This window comes from Sphingomonas sp. PP-CC-3A-396 (assembly GCF_004343105.1).
Classification (GTDB): domain Bacteria; phylum Pseudomonadota; class Alphaproteobacteria; order Sphingomonadales; family Sphingomonadaceae; genus Sphingomonas.
This window is the reverse complement of the sequence record NZ_SLYF01000005.1, coordinates 403,298-416,849: the sequence shown is the minus strand read 5'-3', so window position 1 is coordinate 416,849 and position 13,552 is coordinate 403,298. Positions and strand designations below refer to the sequence as shown.

Below are 13,552 nucleotides of genomic sequence, written 5' to 3'. Positions count from 1 at the left end.
TCGATCGATCATTTCTTCCACCGGAATCCGGCGTGCTCGATCTGAATGACTTCCGATATTTCGTCGGCGTCGTCGACGCCGGCGGACTGACGGCGGCCAGTCGCACTTTGAACGCGCCCAAGTCCACCATCAGCCACAGACTCCAGCAACTGGAGGGCGCGCTGGGCGTGCGTCTGCTCAACCGTACGTCGCGTAGCCAAAGCATAACCGATGCGGGATCCCTGTTCTACCGACATGCCATCGACATGCTCCAGCATGCGGACCTGGCAGAAAATGGCGTGCGCCAGCGGCTTGCGGAACCGATCGGGGTCGTCAAATTCACGATCGGTGTCGTACCCTCCCTGTTTGCAATGCGCCACATCATGCCGAGCTTTGCCCAGGCTCACCCCAAGATCGAGTTTGAGCAGCATACCAGCGACGATCAGATCGATATCGTAGGCGGTGGTTATGACCTCGCGATCCGATCGCACGTCGGCGCGATGACCGACTCAAACCTCGTGCAACGGGTGCTTGCCCATGCGCCTTGGCATCTGTTCGCGTCTCCGACCTACATCGAACGGCATGGACTCCCGAATGCACCGGAAGATCTGGCCAACCACGATTTGCTTGCGATTCTGCGGCCCGGGCATGCCACGACGTGGAAGCTCAGCCATGCGGAGGTCGGCGAGCGCATCGTTCCCGTGAAACCGCGGTTCACGGGCAACGATTTGCCGATGCTCAAGCAATTTGCACAGGACAGTATCGGCGTCGTCGCATTGCCAGGCTGGATCTGCCGAACCGAAGAACGCAGCGGGACCCTTGTCCGCTTGATGCCCGACTGGATTGCCGGAAAAGCGGCCATCACCGCCGTATATCCGGTCCGCGACGGTATGATGCCTGCGGTGCGCCTGTTTCTGGAACATTTGTCCCGCGAGTTTCCCAAATTCGTTAACACCTAGCAGTTGGCCAATGACGCTGCATGTCCGATCGCGTTCGCCGCGCAATGACGATAACGTCGGTTGGCATCCAAGATCACCCGCACCCGACAATTCTCGCTGCGTGGCGAGAAGTGCCGGCAGCCTAGACGGGGTATTTCCTACCTGGAGTTATAATACTCGGCAGCTCCGACAGGTCTCGGTATGACCGGGACATGCATGCTGTTCTACTGTTCGACCTGATCGTGGCGACACTGATCGCCGTCTCCGCCCTGTACTGGGTCGCCGAGCGCATGGGCTGGCCACCATCGGCAACGTTGCTTATTGGCGGTGCCGCGCTTGCCTTCGTGCCGGGAATCCCACCGGTGCAGCTCGATCCGGAACTGGTCCTCGTGCTGTTCCTGCCTCCGCTGTTGAGCGACGGCGCGTGGTTCACCGAAATAGCCCGGTTCCGGCGTCACATGATCGGCATCCTGTCGCTAGCAGTCGGTGCGGTGCTCTTCTCCACGGTCGTCGTCGCGCTGCTGACGCATTGGCTGCTGCCGGAGTTGCCATGGGCCGCCTGCGCAGCCCTGGGCGCGATCGTGTCGCCCCCCGATGCGATCTCGGCGCGCGCCGTATTGGCGCGAGTGCGACTGCCCCGCCGGCTGAACGCCCTGCTCGAAGGGGAAAGCCTCCTGAACGACGCGACGGGCCTCGTCGTCTTTCGTTTCGCGGTGGCAGCTGCAGCCGGCGGCGCCGTGACGCCCGGGGCGGCCATCGGAAGGTTCGCCGCTCTCGTGATCGGAGGCTGCGTCGTTGGGTTCGCCGTAGGGGCGGCCTGGGCATGGCTCGCGCGTCACCTGCGTAACGAGCTTCTACTCGTCGTGGCGTCCGTATTGATATGTTGGACGGCGTACATCGCCGCAGAGGCGATCGATGTTTCTGGCGTGATCGCCGTCATCACATCCGGGCTGATGATGAGCTGGCGGCAACATGTGCTGCTGACCGCCGCGGTGCGCGTCCGTGCCACCTCGCTCTGGCAGGTGCTGGTGTTCCTGATGGAGGCGTCGGTATTCGTTTTAATCGGCTTCTCACTTCGCGACGTGCTGTCACGGGGAGGGGGCTTGGAAGGGCTTCCCGACGGCCGCGCGTGGGCGATCGTCGCCATCGTCGGTGCGCTAATCGTCGCACGCTTCGTCTGGGTGTTCGCGTCCGACGCGGTTGTGCTGATGCTTCGCCGGGTGGGCATCGGGCGCGAGGATCCGATAGGAGTGCGGTGTGCGACAATCATGGGTTGGGCGGGCATGCGCGGCGTCGTGACGCTGGCGGCGGCATTGACGCTGCCGACCGAGTTTCCGGGCCGCGACGTGATCCTATTGGTCGCCTTTGCTACCATCCTGGTCACGGTTCTGGTGCAGGGCTCGACCTTGGGCGTCCTGATCCGCTGGCTCGGCGTTCGACGCGCGGAGGATGACGAGCCGCCGATGGACCTGTTCGCGGCTGAGCAGGAGATGATGCACGCGCAGCTGGCCGTCGTCGAGCAACTCGCGCGTGATGAGCAGGGCCAGGTCGTCCACCCGCAACTGTTGCGTCGATACACGGCGCGAGCGAAGGTGGGCATCGACTTCATCGGCACTCAAGAGGAGCGTATCGCCGCGATAGCTTCGCACTTCGACGTCATCATCGAAGCAGTCAGGGCGGGGAGGTCCGCACTCGTCCGGCTACACCGGGCGAATCTAATCGACGACGAGACCATGCGGGATCTGGAGCACGACCTTGATCTGGAGGAGATGGGCGCAATCGCCTCGAAGGCCTGATGCGTAGTCGGGCCGGGTCCCCCCGTTATGGATCGGCATGAGCACCGTGGGTCAAAGCGAACGGTTCGGGAGATCGACGGCCAGACGCGCAAGGACCGCACTTACAGGACGGATGTCGTTCTGCCGGCTAACGATCAAGGACTGGCGAAGAGTCCTGCTGAGTCCGTACCGTTAGGCGGTAGGTCAGAACTGCGGGATACAGCCCACGACCGGTCGCTTGGGAAACCGGACAGCCGGGTCAAACGATTGCCGATCCGAGAGCGGCAACACTGCCTACCGTGCTAACTACCGGAGGGTCGGTGTTCCGGCCGTTGCAACGCTGGTAGGAGCGTGAACCGTGCGCGAACCGGATGAGCTAATTCGCGCAGTCCCGAGGGCGTGAGGCGCGTAGGGTCGTGCACCCTCTTGCCCGAGAATACTGGTTCAGCATCTGTGGGCGCCCCGTGAGCAGGTGGCGCCGTCGTGCAATGCCCACCCTCTTGGTCTCGATCACCGTTTCCGCAGCGGCTTCGGTGAGGTTAGTTGGCTTCAGATGTAACACTACTCTCGTCATATCGTTGCAGGAAGGTCGACCGGAAGGTAGCGCTCCGATGTACAGGTTGGGTCGGCCATGCTGGTACCTGAAGACGACTGCCACCAAAGTAATATTGATCGAAGCCATCCCCACGACTCATTCTTTGAAAACATGACGGTTGCCGGAGATTCCATTCGATCGTTTGAAGGAACTTAGAAGCGGGTAATATCGCTAGCGCTATCGGTAATTTGACGTACTAGATGGATGTTAGTTGATGATACGACGCCATCATACTTTCAGGTTTGGTTCGAGGACGACAAATCGGTCGTAATTGCGCGATATATGTTACTCCGTAACTTGTTGATAATCATCACAGATAACGGGTCAAGTTCTATAAGATCGTTGGTTGCGTTAATCCAATTAGCGCAGACTGGTGCCGATAAATTCTGCGTGTGAAAACTAATTGGGACGGCTTTGGTGAATTCAGTAAGACGTTACAATTCCGCGCGAAACGGCGTTCTGCTGTTTGCCGGGACGGCTCTGACGGGAATGCCCGCAATCGCGCAGCGCCTTCCTGTAACACCCGCAACGGAATTGCCGGTCCAGAAGGGGGGCTCAACGGCCCCGGTCGCGAGTGTGCCGGCGACTTCCGAGAAGCATTCGGTTGGTAGTACGATCAGGACTTTGCGTGTCGAGGGATCGCAGCGGATCGAGGGCGAGACGGTGCTCAGCTATACCAAGCTGCGCGTCGGCATCCCCTACACGGCCGAGACGCTCGATCAGGCGCTGAAGGACCTTCAGGCGAGCGATCTGTTCGCGGATTACTCGATCGCGGGCGTCGAGACCGGCAACATCGTGCTGCGCGTCCGCGAAAACCCGATCATCAACCGGGTGATCATCGAGGGCAACAAGGCGCTCAAGACCGACAAGATCACCAAAGAGATCAAGCTCGCGCCGCGCCAGATCTTCACGCGCACCGCGGTCCGTCAGGACATTTCGCGGATCATCGAGCTGTATCGCCGCCAAGGCCGTTTCGCTGCGGTGATCGATCCCAAGATGGTCAATCTCGACCAGAACCGCGTCGACGTGGTGTTCGAGATCAGCGAAGGCCCGAAGTCGAAGGTCCGCCAGATCAACATCCTCGGCAACGAGGTGTTTTCGGACGACCAGATCCGCGGCCAGATGGCGACCAAGCAGTCGCGGCTGTTCCGCCTGCTGTCGTCGGCGACCAGCTACGATCAGGATCGCCTGTCGTACGACCAGCAGAAGCTCCGCCAGTTCTACCTGACGCAGGGCTATGCCGATTTCCGCGTGACCTCGGCGGTCGCCGAGCTGACGCCGGACAAGAAGGACTTCATCATCACGTACGTGGTGGAGGAGGGTAAGCGCTACAAATTCGGCGACGTCACCGTCGACAGCCAGATCCGCGACTTCGACAATACCAAGCTCGCCGCCTCGCTGCCGCTCAAGAAGGGCGACTGGTACAACGCCAAGCTCGTTGAGGATTCGGTCGACAACCTCAGCCAGACCGCGGGCCTGTTCGGCTATGCGTTCACCGAGGTGAATCCGGAGTTCCAGAAGGACGCCGAGACGCTGACGATGGGGATTAATTTCAACATCGCCGAAGCCAAGCGCACCTATGTCGAGCGGATCGAGATCAACGGCAACACGCAGACGCAGGACAAGGTCGTGCGGCGCGAGATCCGTCTTGCCGAAGGCGACGCGTTCAACAGCTTCCAGGTCAAGCGCTCGCAGGACCGCATCAACTCGCTCGGCTATTTCGCCGACAAGATGGAGATCAAGCAGTTGCCGGGATCGGCGCCTGACCGCGTCATCCTCGAGACCAACCTCGAAGAGAAGTCGACCGGTGAGCTCCAGCTGTCGGCCGGCTATTCAAGCCTCGAACGCTTCATCATCCAGGCGAACATCACGCAGCGTAACTTCCGCGGCAAGGGCCAGGAACTGCGCGCCGGCGTGAACTATTCGAGCTATTCGAAGTCGATCGAGCTGGGCTTCACTGAGCCGTATCTGTTCGACAAGAACATCGCGCTGGGCGGCGATATCTTCCGTCGCGATTACAACTCTTTCAGCTACAATGGTAACGACCGTCAGACCACCTACACCCAGGTATCGACGGGCTTCCAGCTTCGTACCGGAGTGCCACTGACCGAATTCTGGTCGCTGTCGGCACGTTACGGGCTGTCCTATGATGAGGTCGGGGTCCGCGAGAATACCTATTTCACCAATGGAAAGTGCGATTATCTGAAGGCGACACGCTATCTGTGTGACGCGATCGGTAATCGCTGGACGTCCTCGGTCGGCTATTCGCTCAGCCGCGACACTCTAAACAGCCGCTTGCGCCCGACTGCCGGTTCGCGTTTCTCGTTCAGCCAGGACTTTGCCGGTCTCGGTGGCGACGTGAAATATATCCGGACCCGTTTCGAAGGGTCGAAGTACCAGAATCTCGGCAGCGGGTTCATCGGCTCAATCATCGCGGAAGGCGGCTATATCCATCCGCTTCAAAAGGCGGCCAGGGAGGGGTCGGACGCGGTCCGGATTACCGATCGCTTCTATCTGGGTGAACCCCAGTTCCGCGGTTTCGACATCCGCGGCGTCGGTCCCCGCATTCTTCGCGCCAATTACAGCAACGGAACGCCCACCCAAGTTCTTGCGACCGATCGGAATTCGATCCTAGACGATGCTCTTGGTGGCCGAGCCTATTATCTCGCGCGCGCTGAAATCGAAATTCCATTGGGCTCAGGGGCTCGTGAGCTCGGCTTACGGCCTTCGATCTACGCGCAGGTCGGCAGTCTGTTCGGGATCGAGAAGCCGTTGCCGTCGGCAACGTTCCGGACGCTGATCGATCCGACCACGGGTAAGGGATATGTCGGGTCGAACTTCACGCCTGCCGTCGACGTTTCCGGGGCGCCGCTGTTCACCTACACGACGGCCGACACGACCGGGGCGCCTATAACCGCCAGTACACTCTGCCCGGCGGGCTCACCGAACGCAGCGGGCACATGCATCGGGACGAATGCCAATCCCCGTGCCTTGAACGAGCAGACGCCGTTCGTCGAAAGCTTTCTTGGCAATTCTGCCAGCCCGCGTCTTTCGGTCGGCGTCGGGGTCAACTGGAACTCGCCGTTCGGTCCACTCCGTATCGATCTCGCCAAGGCCTTGCTCACCCAGAAGGGCGACGACCCGAAGCTTATTACGTTCAATGTGGGAACCCAGTTCTGACGGATGACCCGTATGATGCCATTATCTGGCGGATATGGTCGGCAACTGTAGCCAAGTCGCGAGCAGCCGAGCCCAGATCTGATCATGCGTCGTCAGCATCATTAGGATGGACGCCATCGGCAGCAGGATGGCCGTCTGAAGGTCGAGGCGCAGCCGCCGCGCCGCGACGGGGCCTGGCGGCGGCATCAGAGCTTCGATCTGCCGAACGCTGAATCCTCGCTGCGCCAGATCGGCCGCCATTCCGATAGCACGGCTCGGAGACGACCGTTCAAGGACCGCGACTTGTCTCAGCGCTTCCAAGCGGTCATCGGCCAACCGGTTTGCCGTTGGTATGCCGAACAAGCGTCGTAGGCCCAGCATCGTGCCCGTACCGAAACCGCCGACACTGTCCTGTCGACCAATGCTCAGTGCGGCCTCTTCCAGAGGGGTGAAGAGGGGCGGGCGAGTGGGCGCGGGTCGCTGTGTCATGTCAACCGTATGCGCCGAAGCATGTGCAGAGATTAGACAGGTGATCCAAGACGTAACGTTCCGCGTGATAGACGCTCGCAGCAGATCCGTGTGGCTATCTCCTCCCGCTCTACACCGTTTTCAGCACTACAGAAGGTCCTCGATACGGAAGGGCATCTCACGCAGCCTTTTGCCCGTCGCGTGGAAGATCGCGTTCGCAACGGCGCCCGATACGCCGGACATCGCCACCTCACCCAGTCCCTTGACGCCTAGCGGATTCACCAATGGATCGGGCTTGTCGATCATGCCAACGTCGATCTCACCGATGTCGGCGTTTACTGCGACGTAGTAGTCGGCGAGATCGTTGTTAAGCCAACCGCCATATCGAGGGTCGACATCGGTCGCCTCGCGCAACGCCGCGCTGATGCCCCAGACCACGCCGCCACGAACCTGACTTTCGGCGGTTCGCGGCGACACCACACGACCGCAATCGACCACCGACACGACGCGCGGGACTCGAACCCGGCGCGTACGCGGCTCGACATGCACTTCGACGAAGTGCGCAATGTAGCTGAAGGTCGTGAACGCCGGGTATTCCGGCCCGGCGATCGCGTACCCACCTGCGCGCAACGTCGCGAGTTCCTTCGACCCCTGTCCCGGTCCGACGTGCGACACTTCGATCTCGATGTACGGACGGCGGATAGCGGCAAGCTGTTGGTGGAGATTACCGACGATCCTTCGACCTGCCATGAGATCGACCATGGCGAGGTTGAGCTTGGCGGCGGCCTCGGCCGCGACCGGTGCGCCGCTCGCCGTACCCCAGGAGCCAGCCGTCGTATGCTGCGGAGCGGCCGACGTGTCCCCGATCGCGAGCTGGAGTCCTGCAGGATCGATCGCCAGATCACGGATCAGCACCTGTTCCAGCATCGACCGTATACCTTGCCCCATCTCGTGCCCGGCAACGGCGAAGCGCGATGTCCCATCCGCACGTACGCGCAGCGTCGCGATGCTGGGATGCGTGATCACCGGATAGGCACCGCATCCCATGCCCCAGCCGATCTGCGTGCCGTCGGGCAGACGCATCGAACCCGGTGCAGACTTGCGCTTGTCCCAACCGAAGCGTCGCGCGCCCTCTCTGATGCAATCGTTGAGGAAGGTGGATGACAGCGGCTTGCCATTGAGGGGATCGACCTCGGCTTTATGCTTGAGCCGGAACTCGACCGGATCTTCACCCAGTTTGAACGCCAGTTCGTCCACCGCGCTTTCGAAGGCGAACGCCGCAGGGTGCGGATACGGGCAGCGCATGTAGCCTGGATCCTGCGTATCCAGCCGAATGTCGGCGCTGGTACCGAGATAGTCGGCAACGCCGTACATTTGCGGCACATGCTCATGATAGTCGGGGCCGAACTGACCGCTTCGCGATGCCTGATGATCGACGTCGTATCGGATCGCGCTGATCCTGCCCGAGGCGTCCGAGCCGAGTTCGATCCTGTGCCGGCTCTTGGGTCGGAACGTCGCGTTGTGGAACACCTGACCACGCGGCACTACCATCTTGACGGGGCGACCGAGCAGCATGGCGGCGCGCGCGATCAGCGTGGTCTGGCGCTGGACCGAACCCTTCTGACCGAATCCGCCGCCGATCTGCGGACTCTTGACCACGACCTGCTCGGGATCGAGCCGCAGATTGCTCATGAGCACGCCCTTGACGAGGTTCGTGCTCTGCGTCCCTTCGTAAACCGTCAACACGCCGCCTTGCCAATGCGCCGTGGTCGACAGCAGCTCCATCGGATTGTGGTGTTGCGCCGGGCTTACGTACTCGGCCTTGTGACGCATCGTGGCATTTGCCATCTTTGCGTTGGCATCGCCCGCCACCACGTCCTTGGCGCGTTCGTTCGCGACGCCGGCAGCATCGACCACCGATGAAAACCCGACGCTGGCATAGACCGGGTGGATCGCCTCAGCGCCTTCGATCGCGGCTTCGATCGACTCCGCCACGACCAGCGCGACAGGCTGGCCGCGATAGGTGATGTCGGTGACGATCATCGGAGGCGGGGGTGACGCGCCGGGAACCGCAGGCGGCGGCGGCGGGAAGTCGGTCGCGGTGAGAACGCGCACGACCCCGGGAACGCGCATCGCGTCCGCGATAGACAACGTGGTGACCTGCCCTTTGGCGACGGTAGCGGGAACCTGCATGGCGTAGAGCATGTCGCCGATCGCGAAGTCGGCACCATACTTCGCGGTGCCCAGCACCTTTTCACGGGCGTCGACACGTGGACGATTTGGGAAAAGGGCGTTGCTCAAGCGGCGTTCCTTCCTGCGGCGATCATGAGCGCGTCGGCCACCGTGCGCGCTCCGAGTTCGATCTTGTAACCATTGTCACGGCCTGGCTTCGCGTCCGCGAAGGCGACGTGTCCTGCTGCGAGCGCGAGCTCCGGCGTCAGTGTTCGGCCCGCCAACGACGCTTCGGCTGCGGTCGCACGCCAAGGCACGGTCGCGACACCGCCGAGTGCAATCCGTGCTTGCTTCACGACGCCTCCATCCATCTCGAGCGCCACGGCCGCGGAGGCAAGCGCGAACGCGTAGCTCTCGCGGTCGCAGATCTTGTAATAGGTCGAGCAAGCGCCTGCGGGCGTTTTCGGCACGACGATCGCGGTGATCATCTCGCCCTGTTTCAACTCGAATTCGCGGTGCGGCGTCTTACCGGGCAACCGATAGAGATCGGCTACCGCTATGGAGCGCGCGCCGCTCTGGCCGAGCACTTCGACATGAGCGTCGAGCGCCACAAGGGCGACCGGCCAATCGCCGGGTGAAACGGCGGTGCAGGACGCGCTCTGTCCGAGCACGGCCTGGCCGCGGTCCGCACCGCCGATCGCCGCACAACCGGATCCCGGATCCCGCTTGTTGCACGGATAGGTGTTGCCGGCGGAGGTCCCGCCCGCGCCGTTCCTGAAATACAGACAGCGCGTACGCTGCAGCAGGTTGCCGCCGACCGTCGCCATGTTCCGCAACTGCTGCGACGCCGCCCTGGCGAGCGATTCCGCCAGCACGGGATACTCGCGCAGCACACCCGGGTCCGCCGCGATCGCGCTCATCGGGACCAATGCCCCGAAGCGAAGCTGATCACCGCGGATCTCAATCGCATCCATCCCTTGCACCGCCGTCACGTCGATCAGATGCTTCGGTTGCTCGATGTCGAGCTTCATCAGGTCGTAGAGCGTGGTTCCGCCGGCGATGTACCGCGCGCCCGCGCCCGCGGCGGCGAACGCCTCTATCGCTGCAGCGGCGGTCTGAGGGCGAACATAGCTGAACGCGCGCATCAGACCTGCTCCCCCTTCGCCACGACGTCTTCGATCGCCGCGACGATCCCGGCGTAGGCACCGCACCGACAGATGTTGCCGCTCATGAATCTGCGGATGTCGTTGTGCGAGGTGGCATTGCCTTCCCGCACGCAGGCGACAGCCGCCATGATCTGTCCCGGTGTGCAATACCCGCACTGCAGCGCGTCGTGATCGATGAACGCCTGTTGCATGGGGTGCAGCGTCTTGCCGTCCGACAATCCCTCGATCGTGGTGACGGCACGTCCGTCGACCTTGGCCGCCAACGTCAGGCACGAGAGCACGCGTCGCCCGTCGACATGGACCGTGCACGCACCGCACTGCCCATGGTCGCAGCCCTTCTTCGCGCCTGTGAGGTCGATCCGCTCGCGCAGCAGATCCAGCAACGAAGTGCGGGTGTCGATTTCCACACGCATCGCATGCCCATTGATCGTCGGTCTGACAGTAGTCTTCAGTCCAGACACCTTGGCAAAGGGCGTAGCGGCAGGTTGAATGGGCGCAGGTCGAGCTATGCCGGTGTTCGGCACCAGAGCACCGGCCGTCAGGGCGGCGACACCGCCCAGGGCTTCCCTACGCGTCGCAGCGAATGCGCCGTGCGGTCGGCCGTCTCCGCTCGCGTGGTTCGCAACGTCAGGGTTTCCGCTGTCAGCCAAGTTGTGTTCCTTCTTCATCGAGCGTGTGACCTGTAGGTTTCGAAGGCAGCAACCGGCGACCAGGCGGGCGTCGGCGTCGGGATTGGTGGAGGGGCAAGCGCCGTAAACGGATCCGCCGCGTAGACGATGTCGCCGCCCGTGACGGTCAGCACGGACTCGATCGCCAGTATCTCCTCCGCCGCTACGGTCATGTAGTCTGCGGAGAGCAGCGCGAAATCGGCGTAGAAGCCCGGCGCGATCCGCCCTTTAACCTCGTCGTCGTTGCTGATCCAAGCGCTGCCCGTCGTGTAGATGCGGAGTGCCTCTTCGCGAGTCAGGATGTTCTCATTGCCGCCGAATTGCTTGCCGCCGAGAGTGCGGCGCGTGGTGAACCAGTAGAGCGACGGCCAAGGGTTGTAGCTGCTCACGCGCGTCGCGTCCGTTCCACCGCTGATCGGCACGCCCGCTTCGATCATCGCTCGCAAAGGCTGTGCTTTCGCAGCCGCCTTCTCGCCGTAGCGTTCGATGAAATACTCTCCTGAGAATGCCAGTCTGTTCTGCACGGCGATGCCGCCGCCCAAGGCCTTGATCCGGTCAATGTTGCGCGGCGTGATCGTCTCCGCATGGTCGATGACCCAACGCTGCGTGTATTCGGCAGATCTGAAAGTCGGCTCGAACACGTCGAGGATATGCGAGATCGTCTCGTCGTAGGACGCGTGAACGCGGATCGGCCATTTGCTCCCGGCCAGCACGCGTACGACGTCTTTCAAGGACTCGGTGGCACCGGACGGCCATTCCGGACGCGGACGCATGAAATCCTCATAGTCGCTCGCGTCCCATGCCAATATCTCTCCGCCACCTTCGAGGACATAGCCAGCGACCCTTCCACGGGCCATGTTGACCCCGATCCGGTCCCGCTTTGTCCATTCTCGGAAGGACAACAACTCGCTGCCCTTCTTCTGTACGAAGACGAAACCGGAGATGCGGACCGGGAAACCCGGTAGCGAAGCCAGTTCGGCGATTGAGGAGTAGTCTCCGGGGTAGACGACCCCCGTCGCCCCTGCGTCGACGAAGCTGGTCAGGCCGAACCGGTTCAATTCGCGGAGGAAATGGCGAGTGGAGTTGAGTTGGTCGGCGCGTGCGAGCGGCGGCAGCATCGCCAGCGCCGTGTAGATCGTCGGCGTCCCGCTCACGATCACCCCGCCGTCGTGGAAGTCGTATCCGCCTCCGGCGTTTGATCTGCTTGCAGACGTCAGGCCCATGGCAGCACGTCCGGCTGCGTTGACGACGGCTTTGCTGTAGGCGAACAGGACCAGCACCTTGGCGCCGCCGCCGGCCGCGTTCAGTTCGGCTACGGTGGGCAGACGGCGTTCTGCGAACTGGAATGGCGACCATCCGCCCATCACCCTGACCCACTGGTCCGGTGGCGTGCGTGCGGCCTGCTCGCGGATCATCCGAAGACCATCAGCAAGGGATCTCACGCCGTCCCAGCGAAGCTCCCCATTGAACTGCAGGCCGCCGCGTATTCCGTGCAGATGGTTGTCGTTGAGGCCGGGGATCAGACGGCGACCGCGGGCATCGATGACGATCGTACGTTCGGTGCGATGCCGGAGGATGTCCGCGTCACTTCCGACGGCCTTGATCATCTCGCCGCTGACGTAGATCGCGCTCGAAGCGGCGGGGTCGTCGCTCAACGTCGTGATCCGTGCGTTGTGGACGATCAGGTCGGTAGAGCCCGCGACGGCGCCTGAGGTAACCGAGGCCATCGCCACGGTACCTAGTCCGCCCATCGTCAGGAGTCCGCGGCGTGTCATTGCGGCGCTCTGTGGTGACAGCGTCATGCTTTCTATCCCGTGAGAACTCTGCTTTGTGTTCGAGGACCGAGGTTGCTTCTTCAGGTAACAATCGAACGGCAGGGAGGGCTATGAAGCGGACACATTAAGTAAGCCAGCGAATAAGTGAAGATCCCGAGCGAAAGGAGCACTGTTCAATCCTGATCGGACTTAGATTTCATCCGGTAGGTTTCGTGTTATCAAGTCAGTATAGCACTGTCTTGATGCATTTTGCCGAAGATAATTGCTACATATGTAACCGTTATTTTGAAATGGCGCACTTATCGGAGCGTCAATCAGCGCTAGTTAGCTGGAGTGCGCAGAACACCCTCCATGGTGGGTGATACAGGCAGTTGCGAACTATCACTGTAGAAACAGCTGGATCCCGCGTCTTACGCGCGCGGGCTACGCCGCAGTGTTCCAGTCATGAACAAACGAGAAGCACCGCTGATGAAGTACCGCTGTCCCGATCACCTCATGGGAATGAGCACCTTTCCGGAGAACGCAGAACCGCCTGCGGTCACGGTCTTGGCCGGCGGTCTGCTGGCGGTTGGATGGGGCGCGCCAGCCCGGTGCGCGGCCTGCAACGATTCGGCCAGCGCACAGGTTAAGGGCACGATGGCCTTCCCGCCGTACGCTCCTGAGATCTACCCCGGTGCCACCGATCAACGAAGGCTCGCGCGCGATCCGGAGTTGTATGAATACGGGCGTCTCCCGTACTACATTCCCACCGTCAGGTTCGTCACCGAGGAATCAACGTCCCTGGTGCCGAGCGATGCCGAGGACCGATCTTGACGCCCGATCGAGGGACAACGCCCGCTTGGCCAAGTCGTCGGTTG

9 protein-coding genes are annotated in these 13,552 nt (G+C 62.0%); 4 read left to right on the top strand and 5 right to left on the bottom strand.

The genetic code is table 11. The features are described 5' to 3' along the window. Window positions 1-32 precede the first annotated feature (32 nt). From C8J40_RS12310 to bamA, 3 genes are all read left to right on the top strand, one after another. Window positions 33-938 (top strand): LysR substrate-binding domain-containing protein, encoded by a 906-nt coding sequence (locus tag C8J40_RS12310; protein WP_132897239.1) that lies wholly within the window; start codon window positions 33-35, stop codon window positions 936-938. Between the two features lie 191 nt (window positions 939-1,129). Beyond that, on the top strand, window positions 1,130-2,713 hold the full coding sequence (locus C8J40_RS12305; RefSeq protein ID WP_132897238.1) for a Na+/H+ antiporter: 1,584 nt from the start codon (window positions 1,130-1,132) through the stop codon (window positions 2,711-2,713). Window positions 2,714-3,776: 1,063 nt separating this feature from the next. Continuing rightward, complete coding sequence (gene bamA / locus C8J40_RS12300; RefSeq protein WP_132897237.1) at window positions 3,777-6,467, top strand: outer membrane protein assembly factor BamA; 2,691 nt, start codon at window positions 3,777-3,779, stop codon at window positions 6,465-6,467. 21 nt (window positions 6,468-6,488) lie between these two features. Here bamA and C8J40_RS12295 read toward each other — a convergent pair whose 3' ends face one another. The 5 genes from C8J40_RS12295 to C8J40_RS12275 all read right to left on the bottom strand — a co-directional run bounded on the left by C8J40_RS12295 (window position 6,489) and on the right by C8J40_RS12275 (window position 12,575). Beyond that, entirely contained in the window at window positions 6,489-6,707 is a 219-nt protein-coding gene (locus C8J40_RS12295; protein ID WP_132897236.1) for a hypothetical protein, read from the bottom strand. 354 nt (window positions 6,708-7,061) lie between these two features. Then, window positions 7,062-9,215, bottom strand: coding sequence for a xanthine dehydrogenase family protein molybdopterin-binding subunit (locus C8J40_RS12290; RefSeq protein WP_132897235.1), 2,154 nt, complete (start codon window positions 9,213-9,215; stop codon window positions 7,062-7,064). Continuing rightward, window positions 9,212-10,231: an FAD binding domain-containing protein gene (locus tag C8J40_RS12285; RefSeq protein WP_132897234.1), complete on the bottom strand. Its 1,020-nt coding sequence runs from the start codon at window positions 10,229-10,231 to the stop codon at window positions 9,212-9,214. Before C8J40_RS12285 ends, C8J40_RS12290 begins: the two co-directional genes overlap by 4 nt. Then, window positions 10,231-10,920, bottom strand: a complete 690-nt coding sequence (locus C8J40_RS12280; protein WP_207901218.1) for a (2Fe-2S)-binding protein — start codon at window positions 10,918-10,920, stop codon at window positions 10,231-10,233. Before C8J40_RS12280 ends, C8J40_RS12285 begins: the two co-directional genes overlap by 1 nt. After that, window positions 10,917-12,575: an amidohydrolase gene (locus tag C8J40_RS12275; RefSeq protein WP_165911447.1), complete on the bottom strand. Its 1,659-nt coding sequence runs from the start codon at window positions 12,573-12,575 to the stop codon at window positions 10,917-10,919. The genes C8J40_RS12280 and C8J40_RS12275 overlap by 4 nt, the downstream gene beginning before the upstream one ends. 588 nt (window positions 12,576-13,163) lie before the next feature. Between C8J40_RS12275 and C8J40_RS12270 the strand changes: the two genes are divergently transcribed. Further along, a complete protein-coding gene (locus C8J40_RS12270; protein ID WP_132897232.1) occupies window positions 13,164-13,508 on the top strand; it encodes a hypothetical protein in 345 nt (114 codons plus the stop codon). Window positions 13,509-13,552: the final 44 nt, after the last annotated feature.